The sequence below is a fragment of the Pseudomonas sp. AC172 genome (assembly GCF_979258595.1).
In genome coordinates this window covers 5,501,411-5,523,933 of record NZ_OZ409868.1, presented here as the reverse complement: position 1 = coordinate 5,523,933, position 22,523 = coordinate 5,501,411, and the positions used below count along the sequence as shown (strand labels likewise).

Genomic DNA, 22,523 nt, shown 5'->3' with positions numbered 1-22,523 from the left:
GTCCCGCACAGTGTTGAGTAATGGTTGGTTCAAGCCGATATTTCGCTGATACCGACCTGTTGCAGTGCTGCCGCCAGGTTGTCGACCCGGTGCTGTTCGTTGTCCTTGAGTTCTTGCAGTTGCTGCCCGAGTGTCGGCGCGCCAAACACGCCGCGCAGGCCCTGGGAAATATCGCCGGCCTTGAGTGAGTGACTGCCGAACGCGTTCAGCGAATCGCGCTCGGCGGCGCTGTCCTGATTGAACAGGTTCGCCAGCGTGCTGCTGCCGAACACGCCACCGTCACCACCGCCAAAGCCGAGGAAGCCGTGGCCGGAGCCGTCACCCGCGTTGTCGCTGCTACCGAATACCTGAGCGATGAAGCTTGGGCTCAAGGCGCCGTGGTTCATGAAAATATCGCCCAGCGGGCGAATGCCGTTGCCGATCACCCGCTGCTCGAACAGCGGTGCAAAAGTCAGCGGTGAGCCGAGATCGCCAGTGGGCGAAGTGAAGATGATCGGTTGCAGCGGCAAGCTCGGTGGCGGTGCTGGCACCACCGGATCGCTGCTGCGAATCAGTGGGTCGGGAATCACCACACTGGTTGACGTAGTGGGAGGAACGAGCGGCGGCACGGTGTTGATCGCGTAATTGTTGGAGCTGCTGACACCGCTGCCGCTGTTGCTTGACAGATCACTGACCCCGGCACTGTTGACGCTGATGGCATTGCTGGCGCTGTTGACGTTGGCATTCGGCGTCAGGGTCGCGGTCCAGGTTTTGCCGCCGTCGCTGCTGCTCAGGTTGGACAGGCTGCCGTTGCCGACATTGATGTCCGCCAGATCAAAACCACTGACCGCCTCATTGAAGGTGATGGTCACCTGCGAGGTCTGGCCGATGCCCAGATTCGGAGTGCCGATGACCACCGTGGCCGTCGGGCGCTCACTGTCCAGCGCATAGTTGTTCGACACCGCCACCGTGCTGCCGACGTTGCCCGCCAGATCAGTGACGTTGCTGGTGTCCAGCGCAATGAAGTTGCTTGGGTCGGTAACATTGGCGGTCGGCGTGAACGTCGCGGTCCAGGTCTTGCCGCCATCACTGCTGCTGAGGTTGCTCAGATCACCGTTGGTCACGCTCAGGTCGGACAAGTCAAAATTGCTCACCGCCTCGCTGAAAGTGAAGGTCACCGTGGTGGTCTGGCCGATACCCAAGTGCGGATTGGCGACCACGATGTCCACGGTAGGCCGCGTCGCATCCAGCGCGTAATTGTTGGAAATGGCGATGCTGGCGCCCAGGTTGCCGGCCAGATCCTGAACGCCGGCGGTGTCGACGATGATCAGGTTGGTGGTGTCATTGACGTTCGCCGTCGGCGTCAGCGTGGCGGTCCAGGTGATGCCGCCGTCGCTGCTGGTCAGGTTCGCCAGTGTGCCGTTGGCGACGCTGATGTCCGACAGATCGAAACCACTGACCGGCTCACTGAAGGTGATGGTCACCGTGGTGGTTTCACCAATGCCCAGACGATTGTCGGCGACCACAATGGTTGCGGTCGGCAACGCCGTGTCGATGGCGAAATTGTTCGAATCGGTGGTGCCGACGCCACTGTTGCCGGAAGCGTTGGCTACCCCACTGTTATCGAGGGTGATCAGGTTGCTGGTGTCGGTGATGTTGGCGTTCGGGGTGAATGTCGCCGTCCAGGTGATGCCTCCGTCACTGGAGGTGACGTTACTTAGGGTGCCATTCGCAATGGTCAGGTCCGCATTGGTGAAACCGCTGACGGCCTCGCTGAAGGTGATGGTCACCGCCGAGGTTTCGCCGGCCTTGAGCGCGGTATCCGCGACGACGATGGTCGCGGTCGGCACTTCGGTCTGCACCGCATAGTTGGCCGAGTTGGTGATGCCGATGCCCGCATTGCCAGCCAGATCGCTGATGCCACTGTTATTCAGCACGATCAGGTTAGTGGCATCGCTGACGCCGATGGTCGGCGTGAACGTCGCTGTCCAAGTGATGCCGCCGTCGCTCGACGAGACATTGCTCAGCGTGCCGTTGGCGACGCTCAGGTCGCTGTTGTCGAAGCCGCTGACCGCCTCGGAGAAGGTGATGGTGACGAGCGCGGTTTCACCGGGACGCAGCTCGGTGTCACTGATGACGATGGTGGCAGTCGGACGCTGGCTGTCGATGACGTAGTTGGCCGAGTCGGTGGTGCCGCTGCCGGTGTTGCCCGCGATGTCGGCGATGCCGGTGTTGTCCAGGGTGATGATGTTGCTGGTGTCGGTGACGCTCGCCGACGGCGTAAACGTCGCCGTGTAGGTGATGTTGTCCGAGGTGCTCAGCCCGGAGAGCGTGCCGTTGGCCACGGTCAGGTCGGCCAGGGTCAAACCGCTGACGGCCTCGCTGAAGGTGATGGTCACGGTGGTGGTCTGGCCGACGCCCAATGCCGAATCGGCGAGTGCAATGGTCGCGGTTGGGCGCTGGGTATCGATGGCGTAGTTGTTCGAATTGGTGGTGCCATTGCCAGCGTTGCCGGAAGCGTTTTGCACACCACTGTTGTCGAGGGTGATCAGGTTGCTCGCGTCAGTGATGTTGCTGGTCGGGGTGAAAGTCGCTGTCCAGGTGATACCGCCATCGCTGCTGCTCACCGCCGTCAGCGTACCGTTGGCAATCGTCAGGTCGGCGTTATTGAAACCGGTCACCGCTTCGCTGAAGGTGATGGTCACCAGCGACGTTTCGCCGATGGTCAGGCTGTTGTCCGCAACGACGATGGTGGCGGTCGGAGCCACGGTGTTGATGGTGAAGTTGCCGGAGTTGGTCGTGCCCGTGCCGGCGTTGCCGGCCAGGTCAGCGATCCCGGTGTTGGCCAGGGTGATGATGTTGCTGCTGTCGTTGACCCCGACGGTGGGTGTGAACGTCGCCGTCCAGGTGATGCCGCCGTCCGCGCTGCTGACCGCCGTGAGCGTGCCGTTGGGCACGACCAGATCGGCGTTGGTGAAACCGCTGACCGCCTCGCTGAAGGTAATCGTCACCAGCGAAGTTTCACCGGCGCTAAGGGCAGGATCGGCCATGACGATGGTCGCGGTCGGACGCTGGGTGTCGATGCTGTAGTTGTTCGAATCGGTGGTGCCGCTGCCAGCGTTGCCAGCCAGGTCGGCCACGCCGGTGTTGTCCAGCGTCACCAGATTGGTGGCATCGGTGATGTTCGCGCTCGGCGTAAACGTCGCCGTCCAGGTAATCCCGCCGTCCGCACTGCTGACCGCCGTCAGGCTGCCGTTGGCGATGGTCAGGTCGGCGTTGGTGAAACCGCTCACCGCTTCGCTGAAGGTGATGGTCACCAGCGAGGTATCGCCGATTTTCAACGTGTTTTGCGCGAACACCACAGTGGCGGTCGGCCGCACGGTGTCGACCGCGTAATTGTTGGAATCAGTGGTGCCGGTGCCGGTGTTGCCCGAAAGATCGGCGACCCCGCTGTTATTCAGGGTGATCAGGTTGGTGGCGTCGGTAATGCTGCTGGTCGGTGTGAAAGTCGCCGTCCAGGTGATGCCGCCATCCGCGCTGCTGACTGCGCTCAGCGTACCATTGGCAATGCTCAGATCGGCGTTGGTGAAACCGCTGACCGCCTCGCTGAAGGTGATGGTTACCAACGAGGTTTCGCCGATTTTCAGCGCAGTGTCGGCGACCACGATGGTTGCCGTCGGCCGTAGCGTATCGATCGCATAGTTGTTGGAATCGGTGGTGCCGGTACCAGTGTTGCCGGCCAGATCCGCGACCCCGGTGTTGTTCAGGGTAATCAGGTTGGTCGCGTCGGTGATGTTGCTGTTCGGCGTAAAGGTTGCCGTCCAGGTAATGCCGCCATCAGCGCTGGAGACATTGGTCAGCGTACCGTTGGCAATCGTCAGGTCGGCGTTGGTGAAACCGCTCACGGCTTCGCTGAAAGTGATGGTTACCAAGGACGTCTCGCTGAGATTCAGCGCGTTGTCCGCAACCACGATGGTGGCCGTCGGACGCACGGTGTCGATGGCGTAATTGGCTGAATCGGTGGTGCCGCTGCCGGCGTTGCCGGCCAGATCCGCGACACCGCTGTTGCTAAGGGTGATCAGGTTGGTCGCGTCATTGATGCTGCTGGTCGGCGTGAAGGTCGCCGTCCAGGTAATGCCGCCGTCAGCACTGGAGACATTGGTCAGCGTACCGTTGGCAATCGTCAGGTCGGCGTTGGTGAAACCGCTCACCGCTTCACTGAAAGTGATGGTCACCAGTGAGGTGTCACCGATTTTCAGCGCGGTGTCGGCCATGGCGATGGTCGCAGTCGGGCGCTGGGTATCGATCGCGTAATTGTTCGAGTTGGTGGTGCCGACGCCTGCCACGCTGTCGGAGACTGCCGTCACCCCGGTGTTGTCGAGGGTGATGAGGTTAGTGGTGTCGGTGATGTTGTTGGTCGGCGTGAAGGTCGCCGTCCAGGTGATTCCGCCGTCGGCGCTGGAAACACTGGTCAGCGTGCCGTTGGCAATGGTCAGGTCGGCGTTGGTAAAACCGTTTACTGCGCGACTGAAGGTGATGGTCACCAGCGAGGTTTCGCCAATATTCAGCGCGGTGTCGGCGACCACGATGGTGGCGGTCGGCGGCTCCACGTAAGCGGTGTTGAGCGTACCGCCGTTGTTGTAGATCCCCACCAGTGCGCTCGGCGTTGTGCCGGTCGAACCACCGTTGGAAAGACCACCGGCACCGCTAGCGGCGCCGTTGCCGCTGATCGCGGCGAAGTTGCTCGCGGTGATCAGCACCACACCGCCGTTGTTCCAGATCGCCCCGACGCCGCGACCGCCGGCACCGCCATCGGCACCATTGCTGCCGACACCACCGCCACCCCCACCACCGCCGCCGGCAGCAATGTTGTTGCTGATGACCGAGGTGCCGATGACTTTCAGGGTGCCGCTCGCAGCGTTGTAGATACCGCCGGCCGCATTGCCGCCGACGCCGCCGACTTTGTCCCAACCGGAACCGCCACCTCCGCCGCCAATCGACAGGCTGCCATTGCTCGCCGAACCACCATTGCCGCCATGACTGTAACCGGCACCGGCGCTGCCGCCATTGCCGCCCACGCCACCAGTACTGGTGCCACCCCGGCCGCCCATGTCGGTCGGGCTGTAACCACCGCCATAGCCGCCGGCATTGGCACCGCCCGCCCCCCCGGCATAAGTGCCGGTGCCCGGGCCAGAAGTACCGCCATGGCCACCGGTCTGGCCACCGATACCCGCACCGCCGCCACCGCCACCGCCGACATAACCGCCGGTCACACCACCGCCACCACCACCGCCGGAAGCAGCGTTCGCAGTCACAGTGACGTTGTTCAGGGTAAGAATGCCGGCGTTGAAAATGCCGCCGCCCATGGCGCCCGCCGCCGCAGAGCCGCCATTACCACCGTTGCCGGCGACCAGACCTTTGGTGATCACCAGGCCGTCGAGGGTCACGGTGCTGCCGGAGGTGACTTCCACCACGCGGGTTTTGTACTGACCATCGAGGGTCACGTCAGCCACGCCGTCATTATTCAGGTCGCCGTCAACGGTGAGGCTCTTGTTGATCAGCAGCTCCGAAGTGAGCTGAATAGTCATGCCGGAACTGAACGTGACGATATCGCCGTTCTGCGCCGAAGCCAGCGCCGCGCGCAGCGAGCCGACACCCGAGTTGAGGTTATTGGTCGCCGTCCAGGTGGCCAGGCCCCACTGGTACTCGCTCATGGCTTTGCTCGACAGCACGTTGGCGCTTTCGATGGTGCCGGTGGCGATCTCCAGATCCCAGTCGCCGCCGACACCGGTGCGATTGTTCGAAGCGGCCACATCACGTCCGGTCAACTGCGCCAGCGAATCGACGAAACTCAAGCCACGATCGCCTTCAGCGGTGTAGCAGCCGTAAATCAGGATGTCGCCACCGGCGTTCATGTCCTTGCCGATTTCCGCGAGAACCGCGCTGCGCTGGGCGACGTTGTCTACCGAGAGATAACTGTTGCCCAGCCACAAATCACCGGCATTGCCGTGGGCAATAATCTGCACCGAGCTGACGCCGTGATGCTGATCAAGGAAGTCGGCAATCTGCTGCAAACCGTCCTTGGTCGCGTCGAGTTTCACCACTTGAGTGCCAGGAGCAATCCCTTGCAGCAGGCTGTCGGCATCCTTCACCCGCGAATCGACGAACACCACACTCTGGCCTGGCACCGCGACGGGGCCGGCGGCCGGCGTGGCATCGGCCTGGCCGTGGGTGTCTTTGCTCGCAACGGGATGATCGGCTGCCGGCGCCTTGGCCGCATCGGCAGCGGTGGCTGCATGGCTGTCGGCTTGCGCAGCGGTATCGGCCACGGTGGCGGCCACCGCGCCGTCGAACAGCATGCGCGGTTCCAGCGACATGATCATCGGCGCGGCCAGCGAACGCTGACCTGCGGTTACCCGAGACCTGACTTTTGCACCGCCAAAAATGCTCCACCACATGTTGCTCACCCGAACTCGAACGAAGGTACGTAAGGCATCAATGAAAAACGCCGCGATCAACTGATCGCGGCGTCGGATTTCATACGAATGACATTGGCGGCGCTGGCTGAGCCATCGAGCCAAAAGGACAAATCAGCGTATTGCTTGAACAGGTCAGGCGGCAAAATGGTGCGCCGTGACTGCAAAGCCACCTTGGGTTTGACCTTGTGCAGGCCGGCCAGGCCAAGGCCTTGGTCGAACTCCGGCGCGTCGTAGGCCAGATGTTCGAAATCGTGCTCGAACCAGGGTTCACCGATGAATTCATAGACCAGCCGCAGCACGCGTTCCGGCGCCTGGGTCAACAAGTCGTAATCGATGATCAGCAGTGAGTCCGCGTGCTCGCCGTAATAGGCTTCCTTGAGCGCCGCCCAGGCAAAACCTACCAGGCGATTGCGCTGAGCCAGGGTTTCGCAACGGCTGTACACCGTGTTGCGCTCCACGGCATCGCCAAACAGTTTGGTGTTTTCAAAGGGATTGGCGCGGTACAGCCGCTCGATACTGTCCATCACCCAGGCGACATTGCGCACGCAGGCGATGACTTTGGCGTGAGGAAACAGGTCGTTGAGTGCCGGCAGACGCGAGCTCCACTGCCGGTTGGTGTCGAACACCACCGGTTTGTCGGCCTTGTCGGCGTAGCAGGAGTCGAACAGACCACGCAACAGGCGACGGCGCATGTCGGTGTCGATCACCGCACCGTACTCGCTGCCGGCGCTGCATTGCTCGAGGACACTTGAGAACAGCGATCCGACCGGGCTGGTCATGCCGGCATGAAAGCGCGGGTTCTGCAAAAGAATTGCAGAAAGCAGGGTGGAGCCTGAACGCGGCAAGCCGGAGATAAAGTGGAACTGCTGCAATCCCTTCACCCTGATCTAAAGTCCCTTTGTCCGACAAAGCGTAGTCCAACAACCACCTTGCGACTAGTAGTGTTTTGATATCAACCAAGAGCAAAAAGAACTAATAAGTTAGTTTTTAATCGCGAATTTGAAGGTGAAACGTTTTAGTCTGACCCGCACCTATTTGGCTGCAGATTGCGGCGTGATCAACCGCGCTTGCGCCCCGCCCGCATGGACTTGCGCGCTGATCTGCCAGGTGGCGGGCAACGGTGCAAATTCTGCCGGGTCATCGAAGGTGCCGACCAGCCATATCCGGGCATTGCCAGCAACCTCGGCAAGGCTGTCGAGGTAGACATCGTCGCTGACCAGCGTACCGAAGCCATATTCATTCGGGCGCGTCGAACGGCCATCCGCAGCCGGCGGCGTGTACAGCCGCACCTTTGCGCCAGTTCGATCGTAGTAGACGTAACTCAAGTACCAGAGCATGTCGCTGGTAACGATGCGATCACCGGGCTGGAAATGCTGATTGACGTAGTGCACCACGCGATCGAACTGATCATTGCTGTCGACCGCGGCATTGTTGTTCAGGCCGACCATTTCCACCCCGAGTAACGCCACCAGCACCGCTAACGCGAAGACCCGCACGCGACTGTACAAACGGTCGATGGCCAGTGCTGTCAGCAGCGGCAAACCCAGGGCATAAGCGGTCAGATAGCGCTCGATGAATACCGGTGTGATGAACGACACCGCAAACACCAGCAACAGCGGTAAGCCGGTGTACAACGCCAGCAGGACACTGCCGCGCGACACGCTGCGATCACGAATGACCGCCACCGCCGCCAGCAGCAGCAACACCAGCGGCAATGCGCCGAACACCAGCAACGGCAAGCGTTCGCCGTCATCCTGGATCAACCATGTCCAGATCATCGACGGCAACGACGCCAGCGTCACCGGGTCCTCCCAGCCGACATCGCCACCGACCTTGAGCTGCTCCATGTGCTGCGTCAGATCGAGCAAGTTGGGTAGCCACGGCAAGTAAACCGCCGCGATGGCCAGATTCGCCAGCCACCAGCCCGGGTGCTGGATATGTCGCAAGCGATAGCCGCGCTGGAACCGAATCACCGTCAGATAAATCCAGTGACACAGCGCCGCCAGCACCGCGAAGTAATGTGTGTAGAGCGCCGCCGTCATCAACAGCGCATAAATCGCCAGATAGCGATGGCGCTGCGGCCGGCGGATCCAGTAGACCAGCGCCAGCGTCGCGGCGATCAACAACAGGCCGAGCAGCGAATACATGCGCACTTCCTGGCTGTAGCGCACCGCCGTCGGCAACAGCGCCAACAGCAGCCCGGCGAGGATCGCCGCGCGGCGCGTGGCCAGGCGATCCACCAGCCAGACGCCCATGCCGACCGCCGCAATCCCGGCCAGAGCGCTGAGACAGCGAATGGCAAAAATGCCGTCGCCGAACAGTTCGATCCAGCCATGCAGCAGCATGAAGTACAGCGGCGGGTGCACATCGAATGCGGCGTGGCGCCAGATATCGGCCAACGAATAGCGCGCCAGCAACAGGCTGGAACCTTCATCACCCCAAATCGCCGCAGCGGTCAGATCGTAAAAACGCACAGCGGCGGCCAAGAGCAGGATCGGCAGCATCCAGTGTTCCCTGGCCCAGCGGATCAAGCGCAAGCGGGCAAACCACGACCCCGGTGTTGCATGCGGATCCTGTGTGTCGCCCACCGGTGTCACTCTGTTGACCGCCATTGCTTCCTCTTGCCGTGCCACGACACCACGCCTGTATGAGCCAGAACCTGCCAGTCACTCTAGGTCAGGCGCAGGAGCACCGTCGATGCCGATTTGCGACTTCACGACACCCGGCAACCTTGCCAATCCGCGTCTACGCTCTGGCGTGGCGTGACCTGGCCACGGAGTGCCAAGGCAATAGCATCAGCCTGATCCCACTAGCGGCCCGCCGACAACCAATCAGAAGGATAAGGACTTTATGGACGTTTACATGGGCACTGTTCTGACGTTTGCCTTCAACTACGCGCCCAGCGGCTGGGCCTTGTGCAACGGTCAGATCATCGGAATCAACCAGAACCAGGCGCTGTTTGCATTGCTGGGCACCACCTACGGCGGCAACGGCACCGTCAACTTCGGCCTGCCCAACCTGCAGAGCCGCATGCCGATCTGCCAAGGCAATGGCGGGGGCCTGACGCCGAGAGTCATGGGAGAAATCTCAGGCGCCGAACAAGTCACCGCCACCCTCAACAACCTGCCGAATCACACCCACACCCTCGCCGGCCTCACCGCCACCACCACCGTGCAACTGGCCAACCCGGCCAGCAATCCGGCGGGCGCGCCGACGGCGACCAACGCCTACATTGGTGCTTCGGGCACCGGGCCGGGTCTGGCGAATATCTTTTCCGATGCCCAGGGCGCATCCCCCGTGCCGCTCAAAGGCGCCGCGACCACCATCAGCGGCACGATCTCGCCAACTGGCAACGGCCTGCCGCTGCCCATCATGAACCCGTATCTGGTGCTCAACTTCAGCATCGCGCTGAACGGCATTTTCCCTTCGCGTAACTGATCGACCACCGGGGGATCACATCCCCCGGTTCCCCACTTTGCCGGAGCGAGACCATGCTGCAATCGGTTAAAAGCCAACATTTCCAGGCCCTTCTCGGGCGGATCGGCACCCTGTATCTGCCCGATGGCAGCGCATTGCAAATCCATATCGGCGAACTCGCAGAGAAACCGCTGGCGCAAATGCGTTACAGCGAGCGCATGCCATTCAGCGTCGAATTGAGCAGCCTGGAAGCGACTGAATTCGTCGATGGTTTATGTGCACTGGAGTTGCCTGAACTGGGGCGAGTGGACGGCATCTTCGTGTCGCGGGTACCACCGATGGGGCGGCCGCCAGAGCTGGCTTACTTCCACATCACCTTCAACTGACCCGAACCCAAGGAGCAGCCTTCGGCAGCTCCTGCACGGAAATTACCGGGGATACCAGACCAGTCGCTCCGCCGCCGGATTGCTTTCTTCAACCGCAAACCCGAGCGCGAGGTAATGCCGTCGCGCATGGGGATTGCTGGTCCAGACCACCGTCGCCACCGGGCAGCGAATCTGCTGCGCGGCTTTCTGTACACCTTGCAGCACGACGCGACCAAAGCCCTGGCCACGCGCCTTTGGGATGAACGCCAGATACAACACGCGAATCTCGTTAGCGCCGAAATCAGTACTCAATGCTCCGATCGCGGTGCCGAGCTTTTCCACCACGTAGTGCATGGCGTTGGGGTAGTTGTCGCCCATGCCCAGCTCCTGCACCTGAAACTGCTGGGCGACCACTTGCTGCACCTGTTCCTGCTCACCGTCGATCCATTGCAGGTCCGGCCGCGCGGTCTGATACAGGCTTTGCAAAAACGGCCCATCGGTTGCCCGCGAAGGCCGCACCACCAATCCTTCTGCCGCCACTGCTGCGTTGTCCGCCATCGTGCTCTCCGTTAGAAACCGCTTTCCCTGACCCCCAGCGCCGCCATTCGGCGCCATGCGACACCGAGCAACGATTCGCCGCTGCCTTGCAAGATCACGACACCGCGCAACGGTTGCGGCGGTGTCGACGCATCGTCAAGCACGCTGAGCCGCGCGCCGTATTGCGCCTGCACCGGTTCGGCCCGCTGCTGTTGATCGCGGCGCACGGCAATCGGCCCGTGGTGATCGGAGGTCAGCGCCTCCTGATCGACGTAGGCCACGCCGTTGGTGTCGATTTCATTCAACTGCACGGCCAGCGCCGGGTGCATCGGGTCATCGGCGATGAAGCGGCCGCTGGCACCGGGTTTGACTCGCCACAATTCGGCTTCGGCGAGATAACCGCGCAGGCGCGCGCCATCTTCAACCACTCGGGCCAGCGCATCGCGAGTCGACAGCCAGCGCCCGACCGTCATGTTCGGCAGCAGATCACGCACGCTGCCGGCTTGCGGTGCGCGCAGCAACAGGCGCTCACGTTGCGCCGTCAGCCCCCGATATTCGGCGACCGCTTCGGCCAATCGCTGCTCGACAATGCCCGCATCGGCAGCGGTTTCGCTGCGACTGGCCTGGCGGCGCATCAGCAACTGCTGGATCTGGATTTCCCGGCGCACGATCGCCAGCCGCGACTCGAGATCGGGCGATTCCAGTTCAATCAGCACATCGCCCTGAGCAACCTTCTGCCCGTCCGTCACGTTTACCGCTTTGACCCGCGCCGCCGTTGGTGCGTGCAGGGCACTGGCGCGCCCGGCCTCAAGCATGGTCGGCAACTCCACCGAACTGCGCCACGGCACAATCAGCACCAGCAACAACCCGAGCAGCGCCAGCGCACTGAGCAACACACGCGGGCCGTGCGCCTGTTCGCGGTGTCTCCACCACTGGCGCCACTCACGCATGATTGGCAAAAAAATGAACCACACCAGTTCCACCAGCATCAGGAAGATCCCCAACACCTTGAAGAACAGGTGATAGACCGCCAGCGCGATCCCGAAAAACAACGCCGCACGCCACAACCATGAGCCATACCCCCAGATCAGCAAACGCCGTTGCATCTTCGGCGACCACGGCTCCGGCGCCGGTGCGCCATAGCCAAACAAAAACTCACGCAAGCGCCAGCGACAGAGGGCAAACGCGCGGCCCTGCAAATTGTCGACTTCCCAGAAATCACTGATCAGAAAATAACCATCAAAGCGCATGAACGGATTGAGGTTGACCACCAGCGTGGTGATCCACGTGGCGCTGGCGAGCATGAACGCCGCCGTGCGTCCCGGCCCATCCGGCAGCAACGACCACGCCAGCAACGCGATACATGCCAACAGCAATTCCGCCAGCACACCGCCGGCACCGATCAGCAATCGCGCACGGCGATCATTGACCCGCCAGGCATCGCTGACATCGGTGTAGAACATCGGCAGCAAAACCATAAACGCCACGCCCATGCTCTGTACCCGACAGCCCGCGCGCTTGGCCATGAACGCATGGCCGAATTCGTGACAGAGCTTGGCAAAGAACAACGCCACGCCAAATGCCAATGCGCCACCGAGGCTGAACAGGTGCGGAAAGGTGCCGATAAAACGCTGCCAGTCGCGCGAGACCAGAAACACGCCCAGCGCCAACGTCGTCGGCAAACCGTAGCGCAGCAGACGCGGGCCGAAGCGCTCCAGCCACGGCCAGGCCCGATTGAGAAATGTGTCCGGGCGCCACAGCGGTATGCGGAAGAACAGGTATTGATGCAGGAGGATTTGCCACAGACTTTGCTTCTGCGCCAAGGCCTTGAAGCGGTAGCTGGCGCGTTGTTGATCGTCGAGCGCAGAGATCAAATCGTGGCCGCGAAGAAATTCCAGCAACTGCTCAAGCTCCGTGCCATCCAGCGGCAAGCCAGGCTCGCGATTGGCCGCGTGCAAAACTTGTTCGGCATCACCCAGCGACCAGTGGCGCAACAGACGCATCGCCGCGCTGCCGAGTTTGAAATAACGCCCGCGCACCGGATCGGCCAGGGTCCAGCGCGGCGAACCGTCCAGGGCCGGCGCCGCGGGCGACAATTGCAGGTCGGCACGCAGGCTCGGCAGGTTCATTTAGAGGCCCACGCTCTGGCGCAAACCGGCCAATGGCCGGCGCAGCAGGTACAGGGCCAGTGGCGCGCGATCACCGAAGATTTTCGCTGTGCCGCGCAGGCCGATACGCGGCGGCGCCTCGGTAAAATTGGCGTCGAGCCGATAGGCCAGTTGCCCGCCCGCCGTCGGCTGCGCCTCGTACGCCGAGCGTTCCAGTGTGGCGAGATGGCGCTTCAGCGGATCGCTGTCGAGAAACAGCGCCACTTCGGCACCATGCTCCAACGAGAGCGCATCGCCCACCGCCAGTTCGATGCGCAGTTCAGCCTGGCTCGGATCGGCGATTTCCATCAGGCGTTCGCCGGTCTGTACCGGTTTGCCGGTCAAACGTTCGGCGTCGGCGAACACCGCGATGCCGTCACGTTCGGCGCGCACTTCGCTGCGCTTGAGCAGCTCGCGGGCGTAGTCGCGTTCGGCGCGTTTCTGCTCAACACGGGCGGCGAGCAAATCGACTTTTGCGCTTGATTCGGCATCGGCGAACGAGCGCTGCGAATTGGATTTCAATTCAGCTTCGGCTACACCCAGTGCACGTTCGGCGACATCGGCCTGCGCCTTGAGCGTGGTGCTTTCGAAACGCACCAGCACATCGCCGGTTTTTACCACCTGATTGGGTTTGACCAGAAACTCGGCGATCACCCCGTCCAGCGGCGCCGCCACCACGCGCCCGCCCAGCGGCACCACTTCGGCCGGGGCCAGCACCGATTGACGCACCGGGATCAACAGCCCGAGCAACAGCAGCGCGACCAGTGCCACCTGACGTTTACGGGTCCAGCGCAGTCGCCACGGTTTACGCGGTTGCAGCGCCAGCCAGGCATGGCTGTAGGTGTCGCCCAATTGCGACAGCAAAACTTGTTCGGAAGGATTCCACGGCACATCACGGGCCAGCCACAAGCCGCCAAACATCTGCCCATCACGATCAACCAGCGGTAACCAGAACACCTGCGCAGCGGACAGACTGCGCCAGTCCGTCTGGATTGATTCGCTGAGCAGCTGCGGCGCAATCACTCGCGCCTGCTTCAGCACATCCTGCTTGAACAACTGCGCCACGGCCTGCTCGACGAACGCCACGAACGGCGCATTCGGCTCGACCGCACTGACGCCGGTTACCGCTTGCACCTTGCCGGCAATCAACAACGCGGCATGGCGAAAACCAAACAGCGACTGGCCGTCGTTGACCAGACTGTAGGCCAGCTGCGCGGCATCGCGGGCGGCGCGGGTCTGGCGTTCCAGATCGAGAAACCGCGCGAACACCTGCTCGGCGGCGCCGCTCACCGGGGCGTTCACTTAAGCTCCGGGAAACGCGCGGTGCCGCTCATGCCGGCGAGCAGGCCTTTGGCTTCAGGGAGTGTTGCGACCAGCAACAGGGTCTGACTGCCCTCATCGATGCGCGCGCCGAGACGTTTCACCGTGGCGTCGATCGGCTGACCGGTTTCATCGGGAACGAAGCTGAAGGTCTGGCCGGGTTTGAGTCTGGCCATCCAGCGTGATGGCACCAGCAGATGTATTTCGAGGGTACGGTTATCGACGACATCGAGCAGCGGCGCGCCGGCCGGTACGCTCTCATACCGCTGCACTTTGCGCTCGACCACTTGCCCATCGAACGGCGCGATCACGCTGCAGCGCTTGACCTGCACTTGATAAACCTGGGATTGCGCCTGGGTTTCGCTGACCTTGGCCTCGGCCCGCGCCACTTCGAACCGCCCGACGGAATTGAGTGCCGCCAACTGCTTGTTGTGCGCCAGCTCTTCACCGGCACCACGACTGGCCGCCTGCGCAGCATTGAGCTGGGCCTGATAGGCCGAACAGTCGAAACGTGCCAGCGTATCGCCCTTCTTGAACGACTCGCCCTCGCTGAACGGCAACTCGACAATCCGCCCGGAAAGCTCACTGGCCAGCGTCGCCTGATCACGCGCCCGCAACACCCCCCGCGCCTCACTGCTCGCAGGGGCCGCCCCGGGCACCGGGTTATCCAGCAGCGGATCGTCTGGCCCGGGCGTTTGCGCCTGAACTGCACACGCAACCAAGGTTAATCCCACAACCCAACCACGAAAACGCTGCATAACCGTTACTCCCTGACGGATGTGCGGAGTCTACGACAGCGGGGGTTAGCGTCAAGCGAAAGGCCATCACTCTTCGGAAATGTAATGTTTCAAAAGAGAAAGCCGCTCTATGACCGTTTAAAAGATGTAGGCAAATTCCGGCGTCCTACACGAGTTGGGGATACTACTGATTACTCACTGCGAAAACGGCGATAGACAGGCTATCTATGCAAATAGGCGCGGTGCGAATTTACCTCTCTCTGCAACAACCTCTAACACACAAGCCCTTAAATGGCTTGACCATGGCGGATACCAGCAACCAAAACTGACAAGCCGGTGCTGAGGCTAAACCAGCGGAGTGAGCGTGCAATTATTTGGTGGTTGACCTGCATGACGCGCTCAATCTAGGATTGCCTTACTCAACCCCGTACGTAGCGATTCAGTTCGCTGGCAGTTGGGGATGAAAAAACCGGCCTAGGCCGGTTTTTTCGTTTCTGAGGATTTTTTGTGCGCACCGCATTTTTTGTTGATGGCTACAACCTGTTTTACGGCTTGCTCGCTGGCACACCCTATAAATGGCTGAACTTGAACAGCCTGCTGACGCATATTGCCCTCATCGAAAACCCTCAGAGCTCAATAGTCTCGATTGACTACTTCACCTCTCCAATCAAACCCCAGCTGGCAACTCGCGGCCGCGTTTCCAAGGAAGCACAAGATGCGTACGTGAGGGCATTGCGAGCGAGCAAAGTCACCGTGCATTTCGGACGGCATCAATTAGAGCCAGCCAAAGCACCAAGGTTTATAGATAGAAACACCCATGCATCACGTCAGGACAAAGTCGATATCTGGAAACTGGAAGAAAAAGAAACCGATGTTCATATAGCAATCAGCATGTATCGCACTGCAAGCCGGCAAACAATGTCCGAAGGTGCAGGGCGCATTGATCAAATCATTCTGGTTTCCAGTGATACCGACATGACACCTGCTCTGAAGGCGCTCCGAACAGATTTTCCTGCACTGATCATTGGAGTGATCCTTCCTCATCGGACTGGATCTATCCGCCCGCCCCCAGGTTCATTGAAAGACAATTCACACTGGTTGAGACGCGTTATTTCGACTGAAGAGCTGCGACTTCATCAGTTTCCAAACCGAGTAGCCACTCACAAAAAACCAGCGATCAAACCGGATTATTGGTAGGTACTTGCGCCGGATACACCGACTCCCACCCCCCGCCCAACGCCTTGTACAACCCGACCATCGCCAACGAAACGCCGGCCGAACTCTCCACCCACTGCTCCTGCGTCGCCAGCAGCGCGCCTTGCACGGTGAGCACGTTGACGAAATCGACCACGCCTTCGACGTATTGCTGTTGCGCAGTGCGCAGGGCGATCTGGTTCTGGCGTACGGCTTCGGCGAGGCTGTCGCGCCGGCGCTGGCTGGCGTTGTAGGCGGTCAGTTGATCGTCGATTTCATGCCACGCGCGCAGCACGGTTTGCTGATAGGCGACGGCGGCTTCCTGTTGTTGCGCTTCGCGCAGTTGCAGCATGCCGCGCAGGCGTCCGCCGTCGAACAACGGCAGGCTGAATTGCGGACCGATGCCGAAGGCGCGCGAGCTCCACGAGCCGAAATCGCTGAGTTGCATGGCTTGGGAGCTGAGGTTGCCCGATAGGGTAATACGCGGATAGAAATCGCCCTTGGCCACGCCGATATTGGCAGTCGCGGCGTGCAAGCGCGCTTCGGCCTGACGGATGTCCGGGCGGCGTTCGGCCAGTTGCGACGGCAGGCCGATAGCGACTTGCAGCGGCGACCGCGGCACGGCGGCGTCGGTGGATAACTCTTTGGCCAAGGCTTGCGGCGGTTCGCCCATCAGCAGGCTTATCGCGTTGATCAACTGCGATTGACGTTGTTCCAGCGCAGGCAGGCGCGATTCGATGGCCGCGACTTGCGCGGCGGCTTCGGCGACGTCGAGATCAGTTGCCACGCCGTCAGCCAGACGCAGTTGCGAGAGTTTCAGACTGTGCCGCGCGACGTCGAGGTTCTGCTCGGTGACGGCGCGGGTGTTCTGCACGCCGCGCAGTTGAATATAGTTTTGCGCCGTGTCGGCAAGCACTGCCAGCAACACCCCGCGACGGTCGTTTTCGGCGACTTCGAGGTTGGCATCGGCAGCTTCGGTTTCACGGCGCACGCGGCCCCAGAAATCCAGTTCCCACGAGGCGGAGAAACCGGCGTCCCACAGGTTGAAGGCGGAATCGCCGTTGTGTCCGGACGGGTCGCTCAGACCTTTGCTGCTGTTGCGTTCGCGCGCGTAGCTGCCGGTGGCGGCGGTGTTCGGATAACGGTCAGCGCTGATGACTTGGCGAGCGGCACGGCTTTGTTGCAGGCGGCTACTGGCCAGTTGCAGGTCGAGGTTGCTGCGGACGGCGCGCTGGGTGAGCGCGGAGAGTTGTGGGTCGTGAAAGACTTCCCACCAGCGTTCGTTCAACGGTTCGCTGACGGCTTGGCTGGGCGCGGACTTGGCCGGTTTGGCCCAGTCGGCGATTTGTGTGGTTTCGGGCTTCTGGAAGTCTGGGCCGACGGTGCAGGCGGTGAGAGTGACTGTGAGCAAGGCACTCAAACTGATTTGCTGCCACTGGCCCCATCGCTGGCAAGCCAGCTCCCACAGGGATTGTGCAGATTGTCCAAATTGCATAGCCCCACCGACGGAACCTGTGGGAGCTGGCTTGCCAGCGATGAGGCCAGTCGAATTACCACAAATCATCGCTGAGTCACCTCACGCACGGAGGTCGCCGAGCTTTTGGTATCAATACTCGCCTCCACCGACATTCCCACGCGCAAGCGTTCGGCCAACGGCTGGCCCGGTTCCAGCATGATCTTCACCGGAATCCGCTGCACCACCTTGGTGAAGTTGCCCGTTGCGTTATCCGGTTTCACCGCCGCAAAGGTCACGCCGGTCGCTGGGGCAATGCTCTCGACCCGACCGCTCAAGGCCTCGCCGCCGAGGCTGTCGACACGCACCTGCACGTCCTGTCCCGGCTGCACATCGGTCAGTTGCGTCTCCTGAAAATTCGCCACTACATACGCCTGCTTCAGCGGCACCACCGCCAACAGCTTGCTACCCGGCGTCACATAGGCACCGACGCGCACGGCCCGTTCGCCGATCATGCCGTCCTGCGGCGCAGTGATGCGCGTGTAGGAGAGTTCGAAACTGGCGATTTCCAGTGCCGCTTGTGCGTGCTTCAGACTACCTTCGGCGGCGTCACGTTGAGCGGTGAGGATATCGACTTGCTTGCGCTCTGCTGCCAGCTTCGCGGTAGCGGTGTCGAGATGCGCCGTGGCCTGATCGATGCGAGTGCGCGCCTGTTGCGCGTTCTGCACCGTGCCGGCGCCGACGCCGGCGAGGTGGTTGTAGCGGTTCAATTCCTGCTGGGCAAAGGCCATTTCAGCCTTGGCCGACACCACCGAAGCTTGCGCCTGGGCGATCACCGACGTCTGGCGCTCCAGCGTCGCTTTGGCGTTCTGCAACTGCGCCCGCGCGACCAGGGTTTGCGCGTCCGCCGCTTCGGCTGACGCGCGCAGATCGCGATCATCGATCAGCGCCAGCAACTGCCCGGCCTTCACTTGCTGGTTGTCGTCCACCAGCACTTCCTTGATGAAACCGGCCACGCGCGGCACCACCAGGGTGTAGTCGGCAGAGACAAAGGCGTCGTTGGTGTTTTGCTGGGTACGTTTGCCAAACACGCCGGGTAGCGCCAGATACATCAGCACGCCGACCGCCAGTGCGGCCGCTACGGCCACCGCGAGTTTTTGCTTTGCTTGAGTCGTCATAAAAACCTTCATTGTTCAGTGCAGCAATCAGGTCGGCGCGCGGGGCGGAAAGATCCGCGTCGGCAGCCAGAAAATCAGCAGGATCAGCGCCACCGCGACGCCGGCCATGCACACGTAGAGATCGGAAGAGGTCAGCACCACGGCCTGTTCGTGCAGGCGATGGGCAAGGCCCGGATCGCTGCGATCGGCCAACGGCGAATTGCCCAGGCTGTCGACCAACATGGTCGAGTGGAAATGCAGGCGCGCGGTGGTCAGCGCTTCGATCACCCCGGTGGCGACCACTGCTGCCAGACCTTTCACGGTGTTGAACCACGCGGAGGCAAACGGACCGTCCGTTGGCTGGATGCTGCCGGTCGAGAGCATCAACAGCGGCAACACCGACATCGGTTGACCGAAGATCTGCAGCCATTGCAGAACGTAGAAGTTGTCGCGAATCCATTCCGAGGTCAGCAGCGAGCCTCCGAGGCAGGACAGCACCAGCATGCTCAAACCGATGCCAAGCACCCAGCGGCAATCGACCCAGCGCAGGTTGCACAGCGCTGCCACCAACGGCAGCGCAATCAGCTGCGGCACTGCGGCGATCAGCATGATCGGCGCGGTCTGCGCCGGGCGATAACCCTGCACCTGCGCCAGATAACTCGACGGAATCAACACCACCGCCTGCAGAACGACCAGCACACCGGCCAACGTCATCAAGGCGAACGACAGGTTGCGAATGCCGAGCATCTGCAATTTGAAAAACGGAATCGGCTGCGACCACTCGTTGATCAGAAAAGCCACCAGCAACAGCGAGCCGGCGCCGAGCAATCCACAGATCAGGCTCGATTCGAACCAGTCCAGGCGATTGCCCTGCAATACACCGATCACCAGCATGCAGATCGCCGGAAAGCCCAGCAGCAGGCCCTTCCAGTTAAATGACTTGAGGCGATCCAGGCGCAGCGGATCCTGCGGGAGACCGTAAGCCACCATCACTATCGCGATCAGGCACGGCACGATGATTTGCCAGAACGTCCATTGCCAGCCGACGTATTCGGTCCACAACCCGGCCAGCGGTGTGCCAAGACCGGGGCCGAATGTCGCCGTCAGGGCGTAACCGGCCAGACCGTAGAGTTTGATGTTCGCCGGCAAAAAGCGCAGGGCGACGGTCATCAGCATCGGTGGCAGTGCGCCGCCGGCCAGGCCTTGCAGGATACGCATCAGGAGCAGGCTTTCGTAATTCGGCGCGAACGGGCACAGCACGCCCAGCAAGGTGAACAAACCAATCGCACAGAGGGTGAAGCGGCGCAGCGAGAAGGTCACCGAACACCACGGCGCGAAGGCCATGGCCGCGACCGAAGTGGCGGTGTAACTGGCCACCAGCCAGGTGCCTTCGTCGTAACCGATATGCAGCGCGCCGCGAATATCGGCGAGGGCGACCTTGGTCACCATCTCATTGAGGCCCGACACCAGCACCGCCAGCAGCACGCCGACCAGGCCGATGATGATCCGCGCCCCGAACACCGGTGGCGTGATCGCCTTCGCCGGGCTGGCCGCAGCGATGGGCGCCGCCGCCGTCAGGGATGTCATGAATACACACTCCGGAGGGAAAAATACCGGAGCATCTTAGTCGGGCTTGGCAATGACGAAAATTGACTTATTGGCAGCTTATAAGTGCGTCAGACGCAATTGTTAAACGCAAAAGATCGCAGCCTTCGGCAGCTCCTAAACGGATATGCATTCCAATATAGGAGCTGCCGAAGGCTGCGATCTTTTGATCTTAGGGTTGTGCAGCCAGCCAGGTTTCGTCGCAGCAGGCCTTGAGCGTTTCCCGCAGCCAACGGTGCGCCGGATCCTTGTCGAAGCGCGGGTGCCAGGCTTGGGTCAGCATTAGCGTCGGCAAGGGGATCGGCAGGTCGAACGAACGCAGTTTCAAACCGAGCCGGCGCACACTCAGCAGCGCTTCCTTGGGCACTGGCAGAATCAGGTCGGAATCCGGTAGCGCAAACATCGCCGCGTGAAAACTCGGCGCAATCACTGCCACGCGCCGCTCCAGGCCCAGCGCATTCAGCGCCGTATCGATGGGGCCGCGAGCGATGCCACGGCGCGACATGCTGATGTGGGAAAACCCGGCGTAACGCTCGGCGGTGATTTCGCCGTCGAGCAATGGATGGTCTTCGCGCACCAGGCCCACGAAGTGAGTGGAGAACAGGTTCTGTACTTTGACTTCAGGGGTGACAGGGCGGGTGTTACTGACGCTCAAATCGATGCGGCCTTCGCGCAGAGCTTCATCATCGACATCGCCTTCGGGGACGAAGCGCAATTCGCAGTGCGGCGCGAGTTGATCGAGGGTGTCGAACAGCTTGCCGCCGTAGACGCCGATGAAGAAGTCGTTGGCGCGGATGCTGAAGCGCCGGCGTAGTGTGCCCAACTCCACGGTGTCGGCGGAACGGAACAACAGCGCCGCCTGCTCGACCACGTCGCGCACTTGTTCGCGCAACTCCAGCGCCTTGGGTGTCGGCACCAAGCCACGTCCGGCACGCACGAGTATCGGATCACCGATCGCTTCGCGGATCCGCGTCAGGGTTCGGCTCATGGCGGCCGGGCTGAGGTTCATCCGCCGCGCGGCGCCAACCACACTGCCCTCGTCGAGCAAGGCGTCGAGGGCGACCAGAAGGTTCATGTCCGGGAGTTGCATGCTGAGCACTCGTGGCGGGTCAGGATTGATCCGGGTGCAATGCTAGCAAACATCTTTCAGAGTAGGCGTTGATCTTACTGACGCCTTCGCGAGCAAGCTCGCTCCCACATTTGGAATGCATTCTCCTGCGGGAGCGAGCTTGCTCGCGAAAGGGCCAGTCGCAACGCCACAGAATTACCGCTGCATACCCCAACGTTTGACCGTCACCCGCTCCAGCGTATCGAACACCAGATTCTCCACCAGCAACCCGATCAAAATCACCACCGCCAACCCGGCAAACACCTTATCGGTGTAAAGCTCATTGCGATTCTGAAAGATGTACCAACCCAGCCCACCCTTGCCACTGGTCGCACCAAACACCAGTTCCGCCGCGATCAATGTGCGCCAGGCAAACGCCCAGCCGATCTTCAACCCGGCCAGAATCGAGGGCAGCGCCGCCGGGATCAGGATGAACAGCACCAGCCGCAAACCCTTCAAACCGTAATTGCGCCCGGCCATGCGCAGCGTCTCGGAAACGCCGAGAAACCCCGCATAAGTGTTCAACGCCAACGCCCACAACACCGAATGCACCAGCACAAAAATCAGGCTGTTCTGCCCCAGACCAAACCACAGCAACGCCAGCGGCAGCAGAGCAATCGCCGGCAGCGGGTTGAACATCGAGGTCATCGTGCTCAGCAGATCGCGGCCCAACTGCGTCGACACCGCCAGTGTCGTCAGAGCAAATGCCAGCACAATGCCGATCAGATACCCCTTGATCAGCACCACCAACGATATCCATACCTTGGCCAGCAATTCACCACTGAGCAGCCCCTCGAACAACGCATGGCTGGTCTGCAGGAAACTCGGCAGCATCAAATCATTGTTCTGAATCCGCGCAACCACTTCCCACAGCACCGCCAGCACAATCAGGATCAGGCTTTTGCGCAGCCAGCCCTGTTGCCACAGCCGCGTACCGAGCGACAGCTCACGCTCGACTGGCACCTCGGTCAGCGGCTCCAGCATAATTTCGAACTCTTCACGCGCAGATGATGATTGGCTCATCG

General features: G+C 61.5%; 15 protein-coding genes. 3 read left to right on the top strand and 12 right to left on the bottom strand.

Annotated elements, in window-relative coordinates; genetic code table 11:
• Positions 1–29 precede the first annotated feature (29 nt).
• The 3 genes from ACZ0A4_RS24945 to ACZ0A4_RS24935 all read right to left on the bottom strand — a co-directional run bounded on the left by ACZ0A4_RS24945 (position 30) and on the right by ACZ0A4_RS24935 (position 9,070).
• Complete coding sequence (locus tag ACZ0A4_RS24945; RefSeq protein ID WP_463576700.1) at positions 30–6,437, bottom strand: Ig-like domain-containing protein; 6,408 nt, start codon at positions 6,435–6,437, stop codon at positions 30–32.
• A gap of 56 nt (positions 6,438–6,493) precedes the next feature.
• Entirely contained in the window at positions 6,494–7,339 is an 846-nt protein-coding gene (locus ACZ0A4_RS24940; protein ID WP_463576699.1) for a sulfotransferase family protein, read from the bottom strand.
• A gap of 150 nt (positions 7,340–7,489) precedes the next feature.
• Positions 7,490–9,070 (bottom strand): glycosyltransferase family 39 protein, encoded by a 1,581-nt coding sequence (locus ACZ0A4_RS24935; RefSeq protein ID WP_463576698.1) that lies wholly within the window; start codon positions 9,068–9,070, stop codon positions 7,490–7,492.
• Positions 9,071–9,308: 238 nt separating this feature from the next.
• On the opposite strand from ACZ0A4_RS24935, the gene ACZ0A4_RS24930 reads away from it, so the two are divergent.
• Both ACZ0A4_RS24930 and ACZ0A4_RS24925 read left to right on the top strand, forming a co-directional pair.
• The gene (locus tag ACZ0A4_RS24930) at positions 9,309–9,896 is read left to right on the top strand and encodes a phage tail protein (protein ID WP_038367359.1); all 588 of its coding nucleotides are present in this window, start codon (positions 9,309–9,311) and stop codon (positions 9,894–9,896) included.
• Between the two features lie 53 nt (positions 9,897–9,949).
• The gene (locus ACZ0A4_RS24925) at positions 9,950–10,261 is read left to right on the top strand and encodes a DUF6916 family protein (RefSeq protein WP_064117422.1); all 312 of its coding nucleotides are present in this window, start codon (positions 9,950–9,952) and stop codon (positions 10,259–10,261) included.
• Between the two features lie 42 nt (positions 10,262–10,303).
• Here ACZ0A4_RS24925 and ACZ0A4_RS24920 read toward each other — a convergent pair whose 3' ends face one another.
• From ACZ0A4_RS24920 to ACZ0A4_RS24905, 4 genes are read right to left on the bottom strand one after another with little or no spacing between them, the layout of a single operon-like run.
• Entirely contained in the window at positions 10,304–10,798 is a 495-nt protein-coding gene (locus ACZ0A4_RS24920; RefSeq protein ID WP_463576697.1) for a GNAT family N-acetyltransferase, read from the bottom strand.
• A gap of 11 nt (positions 10,799–10,809) precedes the next feature.
• The gene (locus tag ACZ0A4_RS24915; RefSeq protein ID WP_463576696.1) at positions 10,810–12,906 is read right to left on the bottom strand and encodes an efflux RND transporter periplasmic adaptor subunit; all 2,097 of its coding nucleotides are present in this window, start codon (positions 12,904–12,906) and stop codon (positions 10,810–10,812) included.
• Complete coding sequence (locus ACZ0A4_RS24910; RefSeq protein ID WP_463576695.1) at positions 12,907–14,226, bottom strand: efflux RND transporter periplasmic adaptor subunit; 1,320 nt, start codon at positions 14,224–14,226, stop codon at positions 12,907–12,909.
• The gene (locus ACZ0A4_RS24905; RefSeq protein ID WP_463576694.1) at positions 14,223–15,002 is read right to left on the bottom strand and encodes an efflux RND transporter periplasmic adaptor subunit; all 780 of its coding nucleotides are present in this window, start codon (positions 15,000–15,002) and stop codon (positions 14,223–14,225) included. The genes ACZ0A4_RS24910 and ACZ0A4_RS24905 overlap by 4 nt, the downstream gene beginning before the upstream one ends.
• Positions 15,003–15,488: 486 nt before the next feature.
• On the opposite strand from ACZ0A4_RS24905, the gene ACZ0A4_RS24900 reads away from it, so the two are divergent.
• Positions 15,489–16,178, top strand: coding sequence for an NYN domain-containing protein (locus ACZ0A4_RS24900; RefSeq protein ID WP_456024087.1), 690 nt, complete (start codon positions 15,489–15,491; stop codon positions 16,176–16,178).
• On the opposite strand, the gene ACZ0A4_RS24895 is transcribed toward ACZ0A4_RS24900, so the two are convergent.
• From ACZ0A4_RS24895 to ACZ0A4_RS24875, 5 genes are all read right to left on the bottom strand, one after another.
• Positions 16,159–17,739: an efflux transporter outer membrane subunit gene (locus ACZ0A4_RS24895; RefSeq protein ID WP_463576693.1), complete on the bottom strand. Its 1,581-nt coding sequence runs from the start codon at positions 17,737–17,739 to the stop codon at positions 16,159–16,161. The two genes, ACZ0A4_RS24900 and ACZ0A4_RS24895, sit on opposite strands and share 20 nt — an antisense overlap.
• Positions 17,736–18,806, bottom strand: coding sequence for an HlyD family secretion protein (locus ACZ0A4_RS24890; protein WP_463576692.1), 1,071 nt, complete (start codon positions 18,804–18,806; stop codon positions 17,736–17,738). Before ACZ0A4_RS24890 ends, ACZ0A4_RS24895 begins: the two co-directional genes overlap by 4 nt.
• Before the next feature lie 27 nt (positions 18,807–18,833).
• Entirely contained in the window at positions 18,834–20,372 is a 1,539-nt protein-coding gene (locus ACZ0A4_RS24885) for an MFS transporter (RefSeq protein WP_463576691.1), read from the bottom strand.
• A gap of 190 nt (positions 20,373–20,562) precedes the next feature.
• Positions 20,563–21,480 carry a LysR family transcriptional regulator gene (locus ACZ0A4_RS24880; protein ID WP_463576690.1) on the bottom strand — a complete coding sequence of 306 codons (918 nt, stop codon included), beginning with the start codon at positions 21,478–21,480 and terminating at the stop codon, positions 20,563–20,565.
• Positions 21,481–21,654: 174 nt separating this feature from the next.
• Positions 21,655–22,521, bottom strand: coding sequence for an ABC transporter permease (locus ACZ0A4_RS24875; RefSeq protein ID WP_463576689.1), 867 nt, complete (start codon positions 22,519–22,521; stop codon positions 21,655–21,657).
• Positions 22,522–22,523: the final 2 nt, after the last annotated feature.